Here is a 21,095-nt window from a genome sequence, read left to right as displayed (position 1 = left end):
GCGCGACGCGTCGGGGCAGACGCCGACACATCACAAGGCCAGAGGCTGACATGACCAGCGGAATACACCACGTCACTGCCATTACACGCAATGTGCAGAGGAATGTCGATTTCTATGCCGGGTTTCTCGGGCTGCGTCTGGTGAAACAGACCGGCGGCTTCGAGGATGCCGAGCAGCTTCACCTCATCTATGGCGACCAGGCGGGCAGTCCCGGGAGCCTGGTGACATTCCTGGTATGGGAATCGGGCGCACCCGGACGCACCGGGCTGGGACAGGTCAGCGAGGTTTCCTTCGCGGTGCCGCCCGATGCGATCGGCGACTGGATGCAGCGCGCCATGAGCGCGCAGGTGCCGTTTGACGGCCCCTCGCGCGAGTTTGGCGAAACGGTGCTGCGGCTGAAGGATCCGGACGGTCTGATCGTCAAGTTGGTGGGCACCGACATGCCGGCGGCGGCCGCCTTGGCTGACCCGCTCGCGCCGCGGCGTATTCGCGGCGTCACCATCCTCACCGATCAGCCCGAGGCAACGGGCAGCTTCGCCCGGCTTTTCGGCTATCGGCCCGAGCGCAGCGAGGGGAACACACAGCGCATGGCATCGGACACCGACATCCTCGATATCCGGGACGCGCGCGGGTATTTTCCCGGCATTCCCGGCGCGTCGATCTTTGATCATGTTGCCTTCCGCGCTGAGAATGCCGAGGCGGTGCGCCGGATGCGGCTGGAACTGCGCGACGCAGAGGGGATCACGAATGTCCACGACCGGAAATACTTCCTGTCGCTTTACGTTCGCGAGCCCGCCGGGACGCTGTTCGAATACGCGACGGACGGTCCCGGCATGACCGTTGACGAACCGCTCGAAAGCCTCGGTGAGACGCTGATGGTGCCGCCGCAGGATGCCTCTCGCGCGGCCGATCTGGCCGTGATGCTGCCACAATTCGCCCGCCCCGGCGAGGAAAGGATGCCCATGCGCGATCTGCCCTTCATTCACCGTGTTCGCACGCCAGATGATCCCGATGGCAGCAGCATCATGCTGCTGCACGGCACGGGCGGGAACGAAACCGATCTGATGCCGCTCGCGGCGAAGATGAACCCTCGCGCGACGTTGCTCGGGGTGCGTGGCCGCTCGACCGAGGAAGGTATCAACCGCTGGTTCCGACGCTTCGACGCGGTGACCTATGATCAGGCCGACATCGCCTCTGAAGCAGAGGCATTCGCGGCATTCGTCGACGGCGCGATCGCCGGCTATGGGCTTGATGCCGGGCGGCTGAGCTTTCTCGGCTATTCCAACGGCGCCAATCTGCTTGGGGCCGTGATGCAGCTTCATCCCGGCGTGATCCGCCGGGCCATTCTTCTGCGCGCGGTGCAGGCGCTGGACAGCGCGCCGAAGGTCGATCTGGGCGGCACGCAGGTGCTGATGCTGACCGGCACGCGCGACCCGTTTTCACGCATGGCGCCGCCTCTGGAGAAAGCGCTGAACACCGCAGGCGCAGCGCTGGATTCCCGGCTGGTCGAGGCCGGGCACGAGTTGACCGATGCCGATCTGGAGGCGGGTCGCCACTGGCTGGCCGATCACGAGGCCGGGTCAGGCTAGGCCGGGACGAAGCCGGTTCCTGCCGACTCGGGGATCAGAGCGTCTTCACGAATTCCGCGATCAGTTTCCTGAGCTGGTCGCGGGTCTCGCCATCGGTGAGATTGCCGTCCTCGTCGAACTTGTCTCCGGCGCCCGACACCATCAGCTGACCGCCCGTCCAGAGCCGCGTGCGCAGCGTCCTCAGCACCGGCAACCAGGCATTCTGGCCCAGGATCGTGCCGAATCCGCTTGGCGAGGCACCGATCAGCATCACCGGCTTGCCGGTGAAATATTTCAACCCGTCTCCGCGCGACATCCAGTCTATGGTGTTCTTGAAGACGCCGGGAATGCTCTTGTTATATTCCGGTGACACCATCAGCAGCGCATCCGCCGCATCGAGACGTGATTGCAGCCGCTTGACTGCCTCGGGGAGACCATTCGCCTTTTCATCATCCGCATCGTAAAGCGGCACGTCGTGGATCTCGCCGATCTCGATGCTGGTGCCGTCCGGAGCCACGTCGCGCGCCGCGCGCAGAAGGCCTGCATTGAAAGACGCTTTCCGTAGGCTGCCGGATAGTCCGAGAATGGTGGGCATTGCAATCTCCTGCGCATCAGTGGCGATCCGGGCTGTCCTCTGCCGGACCTTCATACGGAAAAACGCCGCTGCCGCAGCCCGGTTTCCGCAAAACTCTGCCGGCCCGGGCAAGGCGCAGATATTCCCAAGTCACCCGCGTCTGGACATAAAGTTTTAACGCGTTAAGCTTTCCGTATTGAAACCGCGCTTCCCACCCGCCACGGCAGGAGCCACGAGATGACTGAACCCCCAGGATTTCCAAGCCGCCGCAGCTTTTTGAAGGCCTCTGCCGCGGGCGTCGCGCTGACCGGCATGGCCGTATCGGCCAAGGCACAGCCCGCCGAGCCGCCGCCTCCGCTGGAGGAATACCAGCCGGAATATTTTAACGCCGACGAATGGGCTTTCATCATGGCTGCAACCGCGCGGTTGATCCCGTCCGAAGGCGACGGCCCCGGCGCGCTGGAATGCCGCGTGCCGGTTTTCATCGACCGTCAGCTGGCCAGCGATTACGGGGCTGCGGATGACTGGTACATGGAAGGCCCGCATGATCCCGACGCCGATCCTCAGCTTGGCTGGCAGACGCCTCTGGACCCGGCGCAGGTCTATCGCGAGGGTATCCTGGCCTTCGATCTCTGGTGTCAGGAACAGCACGGTGCCATTTTCGCCGAGCTGGAGCCAGGTCAGCAGGACGCCGCGCTGACCGCCTTGCAGGATGGCGACATAGAGCTGCAACCGGAGATCCGCGATTTCTGGAGCCTGCTTCTTTCGAATACCAAGGAAGGCTACTTCGCCGATCCGATGTATGGCGGCAATCACGGCATGCAGGCCTGGGTCTATATCGGCTTTCCCGGCGCGCGCGCCGCCTATCGCGAATGGGCGACCCGTCATAACGAGCCTTACCCGCTGGGGCCTGTCTCGATTTCGGGCGAAAGGGCGTAACCCATGGCGCGTGAGGAAAAGAAAAAGGACGTCGTGATTGTCGGGCTGGGCTGGACCGGCTCGATCCTGGGAATGGAACTGGCCCAAGAAGGGCTGGATATCGTCGCGCTCGAACGTGGCCCGGATCAGGAAACGGTGCCGGATTTCAAATATCCCAACATGATCGACGAGCTGCGCTATGGCGTGCGCACCAAGCTGATGCAGCAACCGAGCCAGCAGACCCTGACCATCCGGCGCACGCTGGACGAAACCGCGCTGCCCTATCGCAAGCTCGGCTCGTTCCTGCCGGGAAATGGCGTCGGCGGGGCCGGAACGCATTGGAACGGGCTGAACTGGCGCCCGCAGCCCGAAGAATTGCGGCTGCGCAGCTATGTCACCGAGAACTGGGGGAAAGAGATCATCCCCGAAGACATGCTGCTGGGTGACTACCCGGTGAGCTATGACGAGCTGGAGCCGCATTTCGACCGTTTCGAATATGTCGCGGGCATCTCTGGACAGGCGGGCAATCTGAACGGGCGCAAGGTCGCCGGCGGCAATCCCTTCGAGGGTTGGCGCTCGCGCGATTTTCCGATGCCGCCCATGCCCAACACCTGGGATGCCGAAAAATTTGCCGATGCCTGCCGTGGGATGGGCTATTCGCCGTTCAAGGCACCCTCGGGCATCGCCTCGACCTCTTATGTGAACGAATACGGGATGCAGATGGGGCCGTGCAATTTCTGCGGCTTCTGCGAGCGTTTCGGCTGCTATCAATATTCCAAGTCATCGCCCCAGACGGCGATCCTCGGGGCGCTGAAGCGGCAGCCGAACTTCACCTATCGCACACATGCCGAGGTGCTGCGCGTCGAGATGGCCGGGGATGGCCGCACCGCGCGTGGCGTCACCTATTTCGACGAGGCCGCGGAGGAAGAGGTGTTTCAGCCCGCCGATATCGTGATCCTCGCCTCATATCAGCTCAATAACGTGCATCTGCTGCTGCTGTCCGGCATCGGCGAGGTTTACAACCCGGTCACCGGTGACGGCGTGACCGGCAAGAGCTACGGCTATCAGATGAATGGCGGCATCTCGCTGTTCTTCAAGGAGGAGCACTTCAATCCCTTCGTCGGCCACGGCGCGAATGGCATGGCTCTGGACGATTTCGGAATGAACAATATCGATTTCGGAGCCGAGGGCTTTATCGGCGGTGCCTATTGGCGGGCCGGGACATTCAACGGACAGCCGATCCGGTCCATGCGCCTGCCCGCGGGCACGCCGGGCTGGGGGGCCGGTTGGAAGGCCGGCATCAAGGAGTGGTATGGCCATTCCATGTCGATGGGCTCTCACGGGTCGAACCTGTCCTATGTGAACAACTACATGGATCTGGATCCGACCTATACGGACCGTCACGGCCGCCCGCTGATGCGTCTGACCTTCAACTGGCACGACAATGATCTGCGCATGAACCAGTTCATGAAGGCCAAGATGGAGCCGCTCGCCGCTTCGATGGAGCCGGATTCGATGAGTTCGGGCTTCAAAGGGCCGGGGGCGCAATATGACGTGCGGCCCTACCAGACCACGCATAACACAGGCGGGCACATCATGTCGGCCAATCCGCGCGAGGGCGTGGTGAACCGATATTGCCAAAGCTGGGACGCGCATAACGTCTTTGTCACCGGCGCAGGGAATTTCGTGCAGAACACGCAATATAACCCGACCGGGCTTGTTGGCGGGCTGGCCTATTGGACCGCCGATGCGATCCGCTCTCAATATCTGTCCAATCCGCGCCCGCTCGTCTGAGGAGGCAGAGACATGATTAACTTCCTTCGCTTCCTCGCCCTGCTTCTGCTGGTCGGCATCGTCGCGTTTCTGGCCTTTGTCTTTCTGCCGGTGCGCACCACCGAACCGGTGTCGGCGCTGGCAGATGACTGGCAGCCGGAAGCGGGCGCCGGGGAATACGCTATGTATGCCTCTGACTGTCTGGCCTGTCACACCGCGGAAGATGGCGAAGATTTCGCGGGTGGCCTGCCGGTGGAAAGCCCGATGGGCACGATCTGGTCGACCAATATCACCCCGGACCCGGAAACCGGGATCGGGGGTTACACGCTCGACCAGTTCCGGGCGGTTCTCTATGACGGTATCCGCGCCGACGGGGTGCATCTCTATCCGGCGATGCCCTATGAGAATTACCGCAATCTCACAGAAGAAGATGTGCGCGGCCTCTACGATTATTTCATGAACGAGGTCGAACCGGTTCGCAACGAGGTGCCCGAGACCAAGCTCTCGTTTCCGTTCAATCTCCGTTTTGGCATCCGCGCCTGGAACTGGGCCGCGCTGCGTCACGATCCGGGTTTCACCCCGGCGGGCGTCTCCGAAGCGCAGGATCGCGGTCAGTATCTGGTCGAAGGTCCGGGGCATTGCGCCGCCTGCCACAGCCCGCGAACGGCGCTGATGACGCAGGACGGGATCGCGGCGGGCGACGATAATTTCCTGACCGGCAGCGTCATCAATGGCTGGGATGCGCCCGCCCTGCGCGGCGAAGGCTCTGTCTCACAGCGTTGGAGCGTGCAGCAAATGGCGCAATATCTGGCCACCGGGCGCAACGATCACGCGACGGCGAATGGCGAGATGGGGCTGGTGATCGAGGATTCGCTCCAGCATCTTACCGACGAAGATAACATCGCCATCGCAGCCTTCCTGAAAGGGCTCGATGGGGGCGAGGTCGAGCTGCCCGAACGGTTGATGCCGGAAGGCGTGCAGGCGATCCCCGCGCCAGAAGCAGACGATGCCGGGCAGGAGACCGCGCAGATGCTGGCCTCTGCCTCGCCTGACATGCCGCTTGGGGCGCGGCTTTATCTGGACAATTGCTCGGGGTGTCACTTTGTCAGCGGCAAAGGCGCGCCGGGCATGTTCCCCGCGCTTGCCGGGAACGATCTGGTTACCGGCTCGCAGCCCGGTCCGCTGGTGTCGATCATCCTTGACGGTGCCTCGGTGCCGGGCACGGATCTGCGCCCGATGGAGCTGCGCATGCAGGGCTATGCCGACCGGCTCTCGGATGAGGAAGTGGCCGAGCTTGCCAGCTTCCTGCGCTCGGCATGGGGCAATGAGGCCGCCGCAGTGAGCGCAGACACCGTCGCGTCCTATCGCGACGAGGGTCCAGACCGCGACGATGCGAGTGCCGCCGCGGGCGAGTGATGCCGTGTGCGCAATTCGCAGGAGTGCATCGAGCGGGCGGGATCAGCACCCGCCCCGTGCGCCCCGCACCGGATCAGCCGTGATACGCGGCGACGGTCTTGAGCCGCGTGAAGCCGTATAGCGCCTCGAACCCCTTTTCGCGCCCGTGGCCGGATTTGCCGGTCCCGCCAAAAGGCAGCTCGACCCCGCCCCCGGCGCCATAGTTGTTGATGAAAACCTGCCCGACATTCAGCCCGTGCGCCATGCGCATCTGCCGCCCGCCATCGCGTGTCCACACCCCGGCGACGAGCCCGTATTCCGTGCCATTGGCGATGCGCAACGCTTCTTCCTCATCCTCGAATGGTATGAGAACCTGCACCGGGCCAAAGATTTCCTCCTGCGCGAGCGCGTGATCCGGCGCCACATCGGCGAACAGAACCGGGGCGACGTAATGCCCGCCCTCGGGGGCGTCATCCGCGATACGCCCTTCGGCAGCCACGGCGAGCTCCAGCCGCCCTCGCTCGATATAATCCGAAACGATGCGCTTCTGCTTGGCCGAGACGAGCGGACCCAGATCGCGATTATCCTGCGCCGGACCGACCGTCAGCCCGGCATAGATCTCGGCCATGCGCGTGCGGACCTCGTCATAGATGCCGCGCTGAACCAAGACCCGCGATGCCGCCGAACAGGTCTGCCCGGCGGCCTGCATACAGGCCCCGACAAGCACCGGGAGCGCCGGCTGAAGATCCACATCGTCGAACACGATATGTGGTGACTTGCCGCCGAGTTCCAGCGTGACCGGCACCACGCTCTGCGCAGCGGCCTCCTGGATCAGACGCCCGGTCGTCACTGATCCGGTGAACGAGACATGATGCACACCGCGATGCGACGACAGGGCCGCGCCGACATCGCTGCCAAGCCCTGTCACCACGTTCAGCGCCCCCGCGGGAAGGCCTGCTTCCTCGGCAATCGCCGCGAAGGCCAGCGACGACAGCGAGGCATCTTCGGCGGGTTTCAGCACACAGGCATTGCCCGCCGCCAGAGCCGCCCCGACCGAACGCCCGAGGATCTGCATCGGATAGTTCCACGGAATGATATGCGCAGTCACGCCATGCGGCTCGCGCAGGGTATAGACGGTGAACCCGTCCTGATAGGGAATGGTCGTGCCGTGCAGCTTGTCCGCCGCGCCGCCATAGAATTCCAGATAGCGCGCCAGGGCCACCGAATCGTTGCGCGCCTGCTTCATCGGCTTTCCGACATCGGTGGATTCGATGAAAGCGAGCTCCTCGGCGCGTTCGAGCACGATCTGCGACATGCGCATCAGCATGCGGCCTCTTTCGGCTGCGGGCATCCGGCCCCAATCGCCGCTGAGCGCGATCTCGGCGGATTGCACCGCGTCGTCGACATCAGACTTGGTTGCGTGACCGATATGCCCGATGATCTCGCCGGTCGACGGATTTTCCACCGCGATCCGCCCGCCGCCCTCTGGCGCGCGCCACTGACCGCCCAGAAAGATCATCGTCGGATCGAACCACAAGCTGTCCCGGATCTGCATCGCCGCCCTCTCCTGCGTCATCCTGTTCACCTTCCCCGCTTTAGCCGCCTTTGGCGCCGGGTTCCATCCGCTTGCTCTGGCCCGGTGCGGCGGGTTGCGGTAACGCTGAGGGCGATGTGCATAGGCGGGAGCGTGAAGATGAGCAAACCAAGGGTCGGGTTGATCGGTGTCGGGCTGATGGGCCACGGGATCGCGCGCAACATCCTGGAGAATGGCTGGCCGCTGGCCTATCTGCGGCATGAGGGAAACCAGCCGACCGACGACCTTGACGCCGCGGGCGCGTCCGCTGCCGACACCGCCGCCGCGCTTTCCGAAAGCTGCGAGATTCTGCTGCTCTGCGTGACCGGAACGCCGCAGGTCGAAGATGTGCTGACCGGATCGGGCGGGGTTCTGGCGACGCTGCAGGCAGGCATGGTGGTGATCGACTGCTCGACGGCGATCCCGGAATCGACGGTGGCTCTGGCCCGGCAGGTCGAGTCGACCGGCGCGCATTTCGTCGATGCAGCGATGACCCGCACCCCGAAAGAGGCTGAGGAGGGCCGGCTTAACCTGCTGATCGGCGGTCCGGAAGAGGTCGTTGCTCAGATCATGCCCCTGCTGGAAAGCTTCTCGGAGAACCGCTTCTATGCCGGTCCGGTTGGGGCGGGGCATCGGCTGAAGCTGCTGCATAATTACGTCTCGCTCGGGGCGGCGGCGCTGATCTCTGAAGCGGCGGCCTGCGCGCGCAAATCGGGCATCGCCGACGAGGTTCTGGTCGACTGCCTCCGTCGCGGCGGAGGTCATGGCGCAGCACTGGATCGTATTGCGCCCTATTTGCTCGATGGCGCTGTGGACCAGATGCGGTTTTCGCTGAGCAACAGCCTGAAGGATCTCAGCTATTACAACGCCATGGCCGAGGAACTCGGCACCGCATCCGCGATTGCGCGCGCCGTCCGCGACAGCGCTTCGGATCTGGTCCAGGCCGGTCACGGCGACGAAATGGTGCCGCGCCAGGTCGATTTGCTGGACGCCACCACGGGCCGGCGCGAGCCAGGCTGACGTCGCAGGCGCTCAGCCCGACAGCAACCTCGCCCCGTCCAGAATGCTCAGGACGGGCCGCCCAAGCGCGTGCCGGAGCGCCTCGGCATAGGGCGGAAGATTGCCGCATTCCAGAATCACGACGCCGATCTCGGGGGCGCGCGCGATCAGGGCACGGCCTTCCTCGACGACGAGGCGTTCCATCTGCGCCACGTCGAATCGGACATTCTGCGATGCGCGCGAGGGCAGGAAGGTGTCGGCAAACGCCGCACGATGCTCCAGCCCGGCGATGCGGATCTGGTCGGGATCTATCCCCGCAGCGGCGAGGATCGACGGCCCAAGGCTCTGTGCAGACGCGGTCAGCACACCGACCGGACGGCCCGCGGTCATGTGCAGCGCCAGGGGCACGAGGCAAAGCCCAGAAAGCATCACCGGCACGTTGACCGCCCGGGCGATACGATGCTGCACCGACACGAGAAACCCGCAGCTTGAGGTGATGAGCACGGCACCCTCGGATTCGAACGCGCGGGCAGCCTCGATGAAGCGCGCCACGAAAGCCTCGTCAGGAGGCCCATCGCGCACGATAGCGGCCCCGCTCGCCCCATCGATGACCCGCACCCGCGCGGGAAGATGATAGCTTTCGGGGTTGCCGGAATCTCCCTGAATTCGCGGGAAGCGCGTGTCGAGGCTGAGAATGCCGATAAAACCGGTCATACGCACTCGGCCCTGAGGTCAAGCCCGCGCAGGATCATGGGCGAGCTGTAGATCGGAATCTGTGCCAGTGCCACGAACAGGCTGAAGGTCGGATCATGGGGCAGCGCCGCCAGCATGATTGCGATATTGCGGTTCCCGAAAACGAGACCGATCGCACGCGCCCGCGCGCTCGGAAAGATCCGCCCGGCCAGAAACCGCATCGCCAGATTACCGCCGAGATTGAGCGTCAGCGCCAGACACGCGAGGCCCAGCGCCAGTTCGGGCCGCGCCACGACTTCGCTCAGCACGCCGTCCAATAGCGGGATCAGGAACCCCAGCATCACCAGCGCTGAGACTCCGTCAAGAGCCGCGCCGCTTTCGGCGATACGCACCGGTCCCATGATCCGACGTAGCGCGACGCCCAGGACCAGACCTCCGGCGAGGATGAGTGTCACGTTCCCGGCGATCCGCATCGGTTCAATCGGCAACTCCATCCCTGAGACGGCCAGCCCGACAGGGATCAGCAGCGGGGAGAAAAAGGTCGTCGCAAGCGTCCAGATCAGCGTCAGCCGCGCATCATAGCCGAGCAGCAGCGCGATGTTCGGTGCCGAGGTCAGCGTCGGCGCGGTCGCGAAGGAGACCAGGATCAGCAGCACTGCCGCGCCCCATCCCAGCGCCTGGCCGACGCCGTGCAACAGCATCGCCGCGCCGATATGAAACAGCGCGATGCCACCGAAAAGCAGCAACAGAAAGCGCGGATCGGCCAGGTCGGCCATGATTGCGGGCAGATCCAGCCGGCACAGCGCAAGACCGATCAGCATACTGACCAGAACCGGCAGCACCGGCAGGAAAACCCCGTGCGGCACCGGCAGAAGTGGCACGACGAACAGCCCCGACAGAAGAAGCAAGCGGGCGGATCGTCCGACCCGTTCCAGCCCGGCGCGGATCGTCATCCCGCAGGCGCCCGCTGCATCACCATGTCCGGCAGCCAGGTGGCGAGACCGGGGAAGGCGACGAGGATCGCCACCATCAGCACCATGATGAGGAACATCGGCAGCGCGGTTCGCGCGATATAGCCCATGTCATGCTTGGTCATGCCTTGCAGCACGAACAGGTTGAACCCGACCGGCGGTGTGATCTGGGCCATCTCGACGACAACGACGACAAAGATCCCGAACCAGATCATATCGATCCCGGCACCGCGCACCATCGGCTCGATGATCGCCATGGTCAGCACCACCGCCGAGATCCCGTCGAGGAACATTCCGATCACGATATAGAACACGGTGAGCGCCGCGATCAGCGCGATGGGCGAGAGATCCATCGACCCGATCCATTCGGCCAGCGTCCGGGGCACCCCGGTGAACCCCATGGACAGCGTCAGAAAGCTCGCCCCCATCAGGATCAGCGCGATCATCGCCGAGGTGCGCGTCGCGCCGAGCAGGCTTTCCGAAAAGCTCTGCCAGTTCAGCGAGCCTTGCAGCAGCGCCAGAACCAGCGCGCCGACCACGCCGAAGGCAGCGGCCTCGGTGGCGGTGGCGATGCCGATATACATCGAGCCGATCACCATCACGATCAGCGCGATGACCGGGATCAGCAGCACCGAGTTCCGCAGCGCGCCAAGGAAACCCAGCCGCGGCTCTGGCTCGGCTGCGTCCTGCGGACGCGCAATCGACCACCCGGCGATATAGAGCATGAACATCGAAGCCAGCACGAGCCCCGGCAGAACCCCGGCCATGAACAGGCTGGTGATACTCTCCTTCACCGTCACCCCGAAGACGATCAGCGTCAGCGAAGGCGGAATCATCAGCCCCAGCGTCGCTGCGCCGGCCAGCGTGCCGATAATCATGAATTCGGGATAGCCGCGCTTGCGCAGCTCGGGGATGGACATCTTGCCAACTGTCGTCAGCGTCGCCGCAGATGAGCCGGACACCGCCGCGAACACCGTGCAGCCAACGACATTCGTATGCAGCAATCCGCCAGGCAGACGGGACAGCCAGGGTGCCAGCCCCTTGAACATATCCTCGGAGAGCCGCGTGCGATACAGGATTTCTCCCATCCATATGAACAGCGGGAGCGAGGTGAGCGTCCAGCTTGACGCTCCGGTCCAGATGGTGATCGACATCGAGCTGCCGGGATTGCGCGAGGTGAATCCGATCATGCCCATATAGGCCACACCCATCAGCGCCAGCCCGACCCAGACGCCCGAGCCGAGCAGGAAGAACATGACAAACAGGAAAACGCCGATTTTCAGCCCTGTGGCGTCGCGGTCAAGGCCGGTCATCAGCTGCATCGCGCCATAGACCACCAGCAGGAACGCCCCCAGCAGGATGAGCCGCTGCCGTCGCTTCGCGAGGGCGTCGCGCTCGGGCATTTCGCGGGGCGGATCGATGCCATAGCTGTCTGTCAGCAGAACCTTCAGAAGCGTATCGACCACGGCGATGGCCATGATGCTGACCCCGACCGCCATGGAGAGCTGCGGGATCCACAGCGGTGTGGCGTCCTGCCCCTGAGATACGTCGTTGAAGCGGTGGCTGAGGATCGGCGCCTGTATCGCATACCAGGCAAAATACAGCACAATGGCCGTAGCGATCCCATAGCACCAGATCTCGAATCCGCGCCGCAGATTGCCGCTGCGATCGACGAAAAGGCCGACACGGATATGTTCGTTGTGCACGAAGGTATAGGCCATGCCGAGGAAGGACGAGGCCGCCATCGCATAGCCCGCATAGCTGGCCCCGCCCGGCAGAAGCAGCCCCATCCAGCGGGCCACCATCTGCGCGATCACCAGCAGAAGGATCGCCAGAAGCGACAGCGCCGCCAGCACCCCGGCTCCGGTATAAAGGCCATTCAGGGCAGATCGCATCGTCACCTCGGGCAGTTCAGAAATCGGCGCGCCTGCTCACAGACGCGCCGACAGGATTTTGTTTTGGCCGCAGCCGGATGCTCAGTGCCTCATTCGGCGCGATAGGCGTCGACGATGGTCTGGCCCTTATCTCCGGTGGATTCCAGCCATTCATTCGTCATCTGATCGCCGATCTCGGCCAGATCGGCCTGAAGCTGCTCTCCCGGTTCGGCGACGTTCATGCCGTTCTCGGCCAGCGTGTCAAGGAAACCTCCGGCGAGCGATTCCGCTTCCTCTGAACCACGGGTCTGCGCGGCTTCCGCGGCCGAACGAACGCAATCCTGCACCTCGGCCGGCAGCGCCTCAAGCGCTGCGGTGTTGGCGAAAACCGTATTGCGCGGCAGCCATGCCTTTACATCATAGAAATGGGACATGTCCTCCCAGGTCTTTTCATCCACGCCGGTCGAGCCCGAGGAAATCATCGACGCCACGACCCCGGTCGCAAGGGCCTGTTTCAGCTCGGCCGCCTCGACCTGCGTCGGGACCATACCGGCCAGTTCAGCCACCCGCGCGGTGCTGGAGTTATAGGCGCGGAACTTGATCCCTTCCATCTCCTCGACCGAGTTGATCTCCTGATTGAAATACATTCCCTGCGCCGGCCACGGCACGGAATAAAGCAACGTCATGCCCTGCTCGGCCATCAGCTCGGCCAGGACCGGCTCGGCCGCCGCACGCAGCTTCTCCGAGGCCTCGAACGAACTGGCAAGGAACGGCACCGAATCATAGCCGTAAAGCGCATCCTCATTGGCATGAGCCGACAGCAGGCGCTCGCCGATCTGCGCGTCGCCGGTCTGCACGGCGCGCTTGATTTCGTCGCCCTTGAACAGCGAGCCATTCGGATGGACGGTGATTTCCAGTTCGCCGCCCGTGCATTCGCCGACTTCGGCAGCGAAGGCTTCCGCATTTTCAGTGTGATAGTTATGCGAGGGATAGGCCACCGGCATGTCCCAGGTTTCGGCGGACACCACCGACGCCGCGAGCGCGGCGGCCGTGGCGAAGAGGGGAAGTTTGGCGTTCATCTGAAGTCTCTCTGTTGGTTGGACGTTTGTTATCACGCTCCCCGGATAACGGGGAGTTGACCAAAGTCCTAACATCGTTTCATGGTTTTGCGCCAGTCTCGCGCGAATCTTGCGCGAAAGCGCGCCCCGCTTCCCGACGACGCGCCGTCAGGGTTTCTGCGCGCCCTGATAGTAGGCAATGATGTCGTGCGGGCCGATCGGCGTTTCGGCCTTGCGACCGTAAAAGAACACCCCGCTCGCCCCGTCCTGCGCATAATCGGGCGGGATCAGCCGGTCGAGATACTGTGTCCAGAAAAAGGCCAGTTTGGCGATCTTGCCCGCCTTGCGTGACCGGAACAGGCTGCGCGCCAGATAATCCACCGCCCACATGAACTGCACCCCCGGCCCGCCGCTGGCGCCGGACGCAATAGCGTCGAAGCCGCGGAACAGATAGCGGTGCCCGCTTTCTGTGAAACGGGTGAAATCATAAGGGCCCTCATGGACCTGCTGCATGAATGGGGTCTCGGCATAAACCAGCCCGCCCGGCCGCAGAACGCGACGAATCTCGGCCACCACCTCAGCAGGTTGCAGCACATGCTCCAGCACCGCCTGCACCACCACCGCATCGAAGTGATCGTCTGGCAGAGGCAGGTGGTGCCCATCCGCGATAAACTGGACGTTCGGCGTGTCGTAAATGTCGAAGGCGTGGATGCGGATGTCGGGATGATCGTAAAGCGGCTGCATCCCCTGCCCGACGCTACCGCCGCCGACCACCAGCAAATTCGCCGCTCGGCCAAGCTGTTCAAGATCCGCGATCAGGCGCCGCACATTCTCGGCAGTCGCCTTTTTGTCCGGCGAAAGCAGCTTTTTCACCCGTGCGGTGATGCCGCGATATTCGGTCCGCTCGATCTGGCTGTCCGCTTCGGTGGCCATGATCGCGTCTTCTGACAGGACGGAGTCCGTAAAATCGACCAGAACCGGCTTGCCGCGCATTATGGGATAGCTGTGCCCTCGATCGCAGGAGAGCCTCTGATCTGCCGATCGTGATAGCGCCGCCTTGCAGAGCGGACAGCGCAGGGTTGGCGACAACTCGTCAACGGGCACAAGCATTAACTAATTCCCAAACCAGATTCGCTGGCAAACTGGAGCCAGCTTACCATGTTTTGCAAGCCGCTTTTCCGATATAATCGCGCAAAGCTGATATCGGGCAAGACAGCTTCAGGACATTATCACCAGCGGTGTTTTGAAAAAACAGGATTCCACCGACGCCCCACCCGCAATGGTTCAAAAATTCGCGCTACGGGGTTGGCTCAATAGCTATGGAGTCAGTCAGGCAGCAACTTCCTTCGCAGGAACGGCTCTATTCCGTTGTTCGACCTTTTCTGTTCACCCGGAAGCCCTGTGGATATGTTGCGGCCATCTTTTCATCGCGCTGGCTAGGTGTTTCGGGCCGGCCGGAACCCAGGTCCGGGTCGCCGCGCACAGCCCAGTCAACCGCGAAGTCGCTGACCTTCCGCATCGAAACGGAACGCGCGGGATTGATCCGGCGTGACGAAGACCGTGCCATCGACCGGGTGGTCGTGCTCACCGAACTGGCGCACCGTCAGCAGCCCGTGCAGATCGGTCCGCACATAGGTCAGCGTTTCGCCGCCCAGCTTCTCCAGATGGCTGACCCGGCCCTCGATCTCGCCGCCGGATTCCGAGATCTCCAGATGCTCGGGACGAATGCCGAGCGTGTCGAATTGCAGCCCGAGCGCCTCTGCCTTCAGGAAGTTCATCTGGGGGCTACCGATGAACCCTGCGACGAAAGTATTATCCGGATCGTTATACAGATCCATCGGACGGCCGACCTGTTCGACCTTCCCGGCGCGCAGAACCACGATCTTGTCGGCCAGCGTCATCGCCTCGACCTGATCATGGGTCACATAGATCATCGTCGCGCCGAGTTCGCGGTGCAGCCGGGCGATCTCGATCCGCGTCGCCACGCGCAGCGCCGCATCGAGATTGGACAGCGGTTCGTCGAAAAGAAAAAGCTTCGGCGTCCGCACGATGGCCCGGCCAATCGCGACACGCTGACGCTGCCCGCCTGACAGCTCGGAGGGGCGGCGATCCATCAGCGGGTCGAGCGCCAGCATCGCCGCCGCCTTCTCGGTCGCGGCGGTAATATCTGCCTTGGGCGTGCCGAGCTGTTTCAGCCCCAACCCCATATTCTCGCGCACGGTCAGATGCGGATAAAGCGCGTAGGTCTGGAACACCATCGCGATCTCGCGCTTGGCCGGCGCGACGTCGTTGATCCGCTCGCCGTCCAACAGCACATCGCCAGAGGTCACATCCTCCAGCCCCGCGATCATGCGCAGCAAGGTGGACTTGCCGCAGCCCGAGGGGCCGACAAAGACGCAAAATTCGCCGTCATTCACGCTGAGATCGACACCCTTGATCACCTCGACCTTGCCGAAGGATTTGGTGACATTGGACAGATTCAGAGTTCCCATTTGCGTTCCTTCACAGTTTCACGGCCACGCCGCGGCGCACGCTTTCATCCGCCGCCAGACAGACGGCCAGCGAGCGCACGGCGTCGGTCATATGCCGGCCGAGATCGATATCTTCATTGATGGCACGCGCCACGAAGCTCTGTTCGCGGTCGCACAGCGCCTGATGACCGGGTTCATCGGCCATGCTGAGATCTTCATCCTTGCCGCCGACCCGATGAACCCGCAGCGTCGAGGTCATGGTATGGGTGTCGATATCGTCCGAGCGCGCCGTCTCGGGCATCCGGATCGACACAGCGCCCTTGGGCGACACCACGTCCTTCACGAAGAATGCCGTATCCGACATCATCGGTCCCCAGCCGGCCTCGTACCAGCCGACCGAACCATCGGCGAAGAGCACCTGGAAATGCCCGTAATTATACATCTCCGGGGCGATTTCGTCGCTCAGCCGCAGACCCATGCCACGCACCTCGACCGGGGCTGCATCGGTGATCTGGCACATCACATCGACATAGTGGACGCCGCAATCCACGATCGGAGAGGTGGTCTGCATCAGCGCCTTATGCACATCCCAGCTTGGTCCGCTGGATTGCTGGTTAAGGTTCAGGCGGAACACGTATGGCCCGCCGAGATCGCGCGCCTCCTCGATCAGCCGCTGCCAGCTCGGGTGATGGCGCAGGATATACCCCACCACCAGCTTGCGCCCCGTCGCACTCGCGCAATCGACCACGCGCTTCGCATCCTCTACCGTAGTGGCAAGCGGCTTCTCGACGAAGACATGCGCGCCCGCCTTCATTGCCGAGACGGCGTAATCGGCGTGACTGTCCGAATAGGTCGCAACGCAGACCAGATCCGGCTTCAGCTCGGCCAGCGCCTCGTCAAAATCACCAGAGAGAGGATAGCCCGTCAGCGCGTCTGGCAGATCGGGCGTGCTGCGATTGACCAGCCCGACGATCTCGAATTCGGGACTGTGGTGATAGGCGAGCGCGTGGCTCTGCCCCATCTGTCCCAGACCGGCGACCAGAACCCGGATCATTTGACCGCTCCTGCGGTGATGCCGCGGATCAGTTGACGCGAGAAGATCAGATACAGGACCAGCACTGGCACGATTGCCAGCCCAAGCGCGGCCAGCACCGCGTTCCAGTTGGTTACGAATTGCCCGATGAAGACCTGACTGCCGAGGGTGATGGTCTTGGTTTCCTCGGACGGCGCAAGGATCAGCGGAAACCAGAGATCGTTCCAGATCGGGATCATGGTGAACACCGCGACCGTCGCCATCGCCGGACGGACCAGAGGCAGCACGAGCCGGAAGAAGATCTTGTATTCACTCAGCCCGTCGATCCGCCCTGCATTCTTGAGATCGTCCGAAACGCCGCGCATGAATTCCGACAGGATGAACACCACCAGTGGGATGCCTTGCGCCGTATAGACGAGGATCAGCGCGGTCAGCGTGTTGACCAATCCCGAGGCGACCATCATCTGCAGAATGGCTACCGTGCCGAGCCGGATCGGGATCATGATGCCAAGCGCCAGATACAGCCCCATCATCCGGTTGCCGCGAAAGCGATACTCGGCCAGGGCGAAGGCGGCCATCGCCCCGAACAGCAGCACGAAGAACAGGCTGCCCACGGTGACGGTCAGCGAGTTCAGGAAATACTGCATAAAATCGCCTTGCTGAAGCACCGTCTGATAGCCCACCAGATCGAAGGTCTCGGCATTGGGCAGCGCCAGAGGATCGGCAAAGATCGCGCGCCGCGACTTGAAGCTGTTGACCACGATGACGAAGACCGGGAACAGCGCGATGATCGTATAAAGGATCAGGATGCCATGCGCGGCGACGCTGCGGCTCATGGATTGACGTGCTGAATTCATCTCGTTCTCCTCAGAACTGATAGCGCCGCAGGCGGGTCTGGATGCCGAACAGATAGACGCAGACCCCGACCAGAATGATGCCGAACATCGCGGTGGCGATGGTCGCGCCCATATGGGGATCGCCAAGTTGCAGCTGGAACCCGAAGAACGTGCGATAGAGGAAGGTGCCGAGGATATCCGTGGCATAGTTCGGCCCGGCAAGCGCACCCTGGCTCACATAGATCAGGTCGAAGGCGTTGAAGTTGCCGACGAAGGTCAGCACCGAGATGATGCCGATCGAGGGCAGGATCAGCGGCAGCTTGATCTTCCAGAATTGCGACCAGCCGGTGACGCCATCCATCTCGGCCGCCTCGATCACCTCGTCCGGGATCGACAGCAGCGCCGCATAGATCAGCATCATCGGAATGCCGACGAACTGCCAGACCGAGATCAGCGCCAGCGTGGTCAGCGCATATTCCTCTTTTCCCAGCCAGGGCGCGAACAGCGATTTCAGCCCGACCGCATCCAGCATTCCCGGCGCAATCCCCCAGATCGGGGACAGGATCAGTTTCCAGACAAAGCCCACGATGACGAAGCTGAGAATCGTCGGGATGAAGATCGCCGTGCGATAGAAGGCCGCGCCGCGCAGACGGGGTGACGACAGGATCGCCGCCAGCATGATCCCGATCGGGTTCTGCACCAGCATATGGATCAGGAAGAACCAGCCGTTATTGGCCAATGCGTTCCAGAAGGAATCCGCCCAACGCGGATCGCCGAACAGCGTGGCAAAATTCGCCAGCCCGACAAAGACGCGCTCGCCGGTCTCGGCCAGGCGGAACAACGACAGGTTCAGCGTGCCGATCAGCGGGATGATCATGATCGCTGTATAGACCAGCACCGCCGGCGCCAGAAACACCGCGATATGCCAGCGAAACGCTTTCCGCTGCGCCATGGCTCTTCCTTTCATCCTGAAACAAATATCCTCGGGGGAAACCGCCCGGCCTGGCGGGCGGTCGGGGGCTGAAAGCCCCCTGCCCCGGTGGGGAGGCTGGGCCGTCAGGCCCGAACCGGGGTTATTCCTGCTGCGGCTCGTACCAGGAGGCGAGGCCTTCCTGCAGACGCGCGGCCGCATCTTCGGGCGTCTCGGCGCCGGTGATGACATTCGCCGAGGCGTTCCAGGTCTCGTTCTCCAGGTTCGGGGTTCCGCGCGACAGGATCTGATAAGTAGAACGTATCGTCGGCTCACATTCCTCGCGCCAGGACACGAATTCCTGTGCCACCGGGTCCTCCATCTCGACCGGGGTCGAGTTCATCGCGAAGAAGCCCGGCAATGCATTGGCGTAAAGCGTCGCGAATTCGGGCGAGCCAACCCATTCCAGGAATGTCCGGGCCGCCTCGGGGTTTTCGGTCGCCGCATTCATGCCAAGCGCGATATCCGTGTGATCGCTGATATAGCAGCTGTCACCCTCTGCCGGGACCGGAGGCGGGAAGGCGCCCATCTCGAACATGCCGTCGATCTGCGGGGTAAATACCCCGATCTCCCACGAGCCGGCGGGATAGATCGCCGCACGTCCGAGCGTGAACAGGTTCTGGCTGTCCGGATAGGTCTGTGCCTCGAAGCCGTCTCCCAGATATTCGCTCCACCGGGCGAGCTGGCGGAACGGCTCGACCCATTGCTCATCCGTCAGCTTCTGTCTGCCGTCGATCAGCGCCTTGCGACCCTCCTCGCCCTTCCAATAGGTCGGACCGATATTCTGATAGCCCATCGTCGCGGCTTCCCACTGATCGGCACTGCCCATCGCCATCGGGATATAGCTTCCATCTTCCTTGATCGCATCCAGCACGGCGTAGAACTCGTCGACCGTGGTCGGAACCTCCAGCCCGAGTTCCTCGAAGGCGTTCTTGTTATAGAGGAAACCGTGGATCACCGACGCCATCGGCACGCAGAACGTGGCGCTGCCATCATCAGTCTGCCATGCGGATTTCGCCACGTCAGAGAAATTCGACATCACCGACAGATCTGTCAGATCAGCCAGTTGTCCCTGATTGAACAGTTCGAGCGAGGCATCGAAGGGGCGGCAGGTAATCAGATCGCCTGCCGAACCCGCATCCAGCTTGGAGTTCAGCACCGCGTTATATTCCGCCGGCGCGGTCGGCGCGAAGTTGATCTTGATATCGGGATGCGCCTCTTCGAAAGCCGGGATGATCGTGTTCTGCCAGATGGTCAGATCGTCATTGCGCCAGCTTTCGACGGTCAGCGTGACCTCCTGCGCCGAGGCTGCTCCGCCCAGGACGGTGCTCGCCAAAAGCGCGATGCGAAGGGTTCTAGTCATGTCTCACTCCCTGAATTCGGACCTTCCCGGCCCCTGGTTGATATGGTTGCGCCTCACTCCACCAGCGGGGCCAGATGTCCGCCGGTTTCGGACAGCGCGGCGCGGGCCTGATCCGGCCCCATGCCGCGCGCGACGAGGATCGCCAGCTTGACCACACCGCCCGTAGCGGCGAGCGCCGCCTTGGCAATGGTTTCTGGCACATCGGCAATATCGGCCACGATGCGCGCAGCGCGCGCGATCAGCTTTGCATTGTCCGCGATGAGGTTCACCATATGCCCATCATGAACATGGCCGAGCCTCACCGCAATCATCACCGACATCATGTTCAGCGCCACTTTCTGCGCCGAGGCGGCCCCCATGCGGGTGGAGCCAGAGACCAGTTCTGGCCCGGTATCCAGCAGAACCGGAGCGTCTGCGACGGCCAGCAACAGAGAACCGGGAACATTCGCGATGCCGATGATCGCCGCGCCACGTGCCTTGGCAGCCTCGGCCGTCGCCAGAGCATAGGGCGTTGTGCCGGACGCCGACACGACCACCAGCACATCGTCTTCGCCAAGCGCGATGCGATCGACATCGTCTTGCGCCAGCGAGGCATCATCCTCGACGCTGCCCCGAAGATGCAAAAGCGCCTCGGCCCCGCCGGCAAACAGCATCGGCGTGCGCTCAGGCGGCAATCCGAATGTCCCGGCCAGTTCCAGGCAATCCGCCAACGCCATCAGGCCTGAACTGCCTGCCCCGGCATAGGCCACACGCCCGCCCCGGCGCAGCGCGTCGGCACCAAGCCCCGCCGCCTGATCGATCGAGGACAAGGCCGGCCGCAGCGCACCGAGCGCACCGATTTGCGCGTCCAGCAACATCGACAAAACGCGCGTCGCGGGCTGGGTATGCAGCTGCACGGAATTTGGATGCCGAGCTTCAGTACTGCGCAATGCCATCTGATTCCTCCTTTTGCCCATATAATGCCAAAGCAATACCAATTGTAAACAGAAACTTTGCTGCGCCGTGAGAATAACACATGAAACGGCC

Annotated in this window: 18 protein-coding genes and 1 pseudogene; 5 read left to right on the top strand and 14 right to left on the bottom strand. The window is 63.0% G+C overall.

What is annotated here, in order from left to right; all coding sequences use genetic code 11:
- The first annotated feature begins 50 nt into the window (after positions 1-50).
- Entirely contained in the window at positions 51-1,589 is a 1,539-nt protein-coding gene (locus PAF18_RS14465) for a VOC family protein (protein WP_271116387.1), read from the top strand.
- A 34-nt stretch (positions 1,590-1,623) separates the two neighbouring features.
- On the opposite strand, the gene PAF18_RS14460 is transcribed toward PAF18_RS14465, so the two are convergent.
- The gene (locus PAF18_RS14460; RefSeq protein WP_271116386.1) at positions 1,624-2,163 is read right to left on the bottom strand and encodes an NADPH-dependent FMN reductase; all 540 of its coding nucleotides are present in this window, start codon (positions 2,161-2,163) and stop codon (positions 1,624-1,626) included.
- A 216-nt stretch (positions 2,164-2,379) separates the two neighbouring features.
- Between PAF18_RS14460 and PAF18_RS14455 the strand changes: the two genes are divergently transcribed.
- The 3 genes from PAF18_RS14455 to PAF18_RS14445 are packed head-to-tail and all read left to right on the top strand — an operon-like array spanning position 2,380 to position 6,249.
- Positions 2,380-3,081, top strand: coding sequence for a gluconate 2-dehydrogenase subunit 3 family protein (locus PAF18_RS14455; RefSeq protein WP_271116385.1), 702 nt, complete (start codon positions 2,380-2,382; stop codon positions 3,079-3,081).
- 3 nt (positions 3,082-3,084) lie between these two features.
- Positions 3,085-4,854 (top strand): GMC family oxidoreductase, encoded by a 1,770-nt coding sequence (locus PAF18_RS14450; protein ID WP_271116384.1) that lies wholly within the window; start codon positions 3,085-3,087, stop codon positions 4,852-4,854.
- A gap of 12 nt (positions 4,855-4,866) precedes the next feature.
- Positions 4,867-6,249, top strand: coding sequence for a cytochrome c (locus tag PAF18_RS14445; protein WP_271116383.1), 1,383 nt, complete (start codon positions 4,867-4,869; stop codon positions 6,247-6,249).
- Positions 6,250-6,322: 73 nt separating this feature from the next.
- Here the strand turns inward: PAF18_RS14445 and PAF18_RS14440 are convergent, their stop codons facing one another.
- The gene (locus PAF18_RS14440) at positions 6,323-7,804 is read right to left on the bottom strand and encodes an aldehyde dehydrogenase family protein (protein ID WP_271116382.1); all 1,482 of its coding nucleotides are present in this window, start codon (positions 7,802-7,804) and stop codon (positions 6,323-6,325) included.
- Between the two features lie 117 nt (positions 7,805-7,921).
- On the opposite strand from PAF18_RS14440, the gene PAF18_RS14435 reads away from it, so the two are divergent.
- Positions 7,922-8,821 (top strand): NAD(P)-dependent oxidoreductase, encoded by a 900-nt coding sequence (locus PAF18_RS14435; RefSeq protein WP_271116381.1) that lies wholly within the window; start codon positions 7,922-7,924, stop codon positions 8,819-8,821.
- A 12-nt stretch (positions 8,822-8,833) separates the two neighbouring features.
- Here PAF18_RS14435 and PAF18_RS14430 read toward each other — a convergent pair whose 3' ends face one another.
- The 12 genes and pseudogenes from PAF18_RS14430 to PAF18_RS14375 form a co-directional block, all read right to left on the bottom strand.
- Positions 8,834-9,514, bottom strand: coding sequence for an aspartate/glutamate racemase family protein (locus PAF18_RS14430; RefSeq protein ID WP_271116380.1), 681 nt, complete (start codon positions 9,512-9,514; stop codon positions 8,834-8,836).
- Positions 9,511-10,446 (bottom strand): hypothetical protein, encoded by a 936-nt coding sequence (locus tag PAF18_RS14425; protein ID WP_271116379.1) that lies wholly within the window; start codon positions 10,444-10,446, stop codon positions 9,511-9,513. The genes PAF18_RS14430 and PAF18_RS14425 overlap by 4 nt, the downstream gene beginning before the upstream one ends.
- Complete coding sequence (locus PAF18_RS14420; RefSeq protein WP_271118150.1) at positions 10,443-11,777, bottom strand: TRAP transporter large permease; 1,335 nt, start codon at positions 11,775-11,777, stop codon at positions 10,443-10,445. Before PAF18_RS14420 ends, PAF18_RS14425 begins: the two co-directional genes overlap by 4 nt.
- Before the next feature lie 138 nt (positions 11,778-11,915).
- Positions 11,916-12,359: pseudogene (locus PAF18_RS14415) on the bottom strand (TRAP transporter small permease); the annotation flags it as partial.
- Positions 12,360-12,448: 89 nt separating this feature from the next.
- Positions 12,449-13,417, bottom strand: a complete 969-nt coding sequence (locus PAF18_RS14410) for a TRAP transporter substrate-binding protein (protein WP_271116378.1) — start codon at positions 13,415-13,417, stop codon at positions 12,449-12,451.
- A gap of 147 nt (positions 13,418-13,564) precedes the next feature.
- A complete protein-coding gene (locus PAF18_RS14405) occupies positions 13,565-14,329 on the bottom strand; it encodes a class I SAM-dependent methyltransferase (RefSeq protein WP_271116377.1) in 765 nt (254 codons plus the stop codon).
- A 557-nt stretch (positions 14,330-14,886) separates the two neighbouring features.
- Positions 14,887-15,888: an ABC transporter ATP-binding protein gene (locus tag PAF18_RS14400; RefSeq protein ID WP_271116376.1), complete on the bottom strand. Its 1,002-nt coding sequence runs from the start codon at positions 15,886-15,888 to the stop codon at positions 14,887-14,889.
- Between the two features lie 10 nt (positions 15,889-15,898).
- The gene (locus PAF18_RS14395) at positions 15,899-16,921 is read right to left on the bottom strand and encodes a Gfo/Idh/MocA family protein (RefSeq protein ID WP_271116375.1); all 1,023 of its coding nucleotides are present in this window, start codon (positions 16,919-16,921) and stop codon (positions 15,899-15,901) included.
- Positions 16,918-17,757 carry a carbohydrate ABC transporter permease gene (locus PAF18_RS14390; RefSeq protein ID WP_271116374.1) on the bottom strand — a complete coding sequence of 280 codons (840 nt, stop codon included), beginning with the start codon at positions 17,755-17,757 and terminating at the stop codon, positions 16,918-16,920. The genes PAF18_RS14395 and PAF18_RS14390 overlap by 4 nt, the downstream gene beginning before the upstream one ends.
- A 10-nt stretch (positions 17,758-17,767) precedes the next feature.
- A complete protein-coding gene (locus tag PAF18_RS14385; protein WP_271116373.1) occupies positions 17,768-18,688 on the bottom strand; it encodes a carbohydrate ABC transporter permease in 921 nt (306 codons plus the stop codon).
- Between the two features lie 121 nt (positions 18,689-18,809).
- Positions 18,810-20,069, bottom strand: coding sequence for an ABC transporter substrate-binding protein (locus tag PAF18_RS14380; protein WP_271116372.1), 1,260 nt, complete (start codon positions 20,067-20,069; stop codon positions 18,810-18,812).
- 53 nt (positions 20,070-20,122) lie between these two features.
- Positions 20,123-21,004 (bottom strand): N-acetylmuramic acid 6-phosphate etherase, encoded by an 882-nt coding sequence (locus PAF18_RS14375; protein ID WP_271116371.1) that lies wholly within the window; start codon positions 21,002-21,004, stop codon positions 20,123-20,125.
- Positions 21,005-21,095: the final 91 nt, after the last annotated feature.

It is taken from the genome of Paracoccus sediminicola, assembly GCF_027912835.1.
In the GTDB taxonomy this organism is placed as follows: Bacteria; Pseudomonadota; Alphaproteobacteria; order Rhodobacterales; family Rhodobacteraceae; genus Paracoccus; species Paracoccus sediminicola.
The sequence above is the reverse complement of the archived record's forward strand: the minus strand, read 5'-3'. Positions and strand labels throughout refer to the sequence as shown.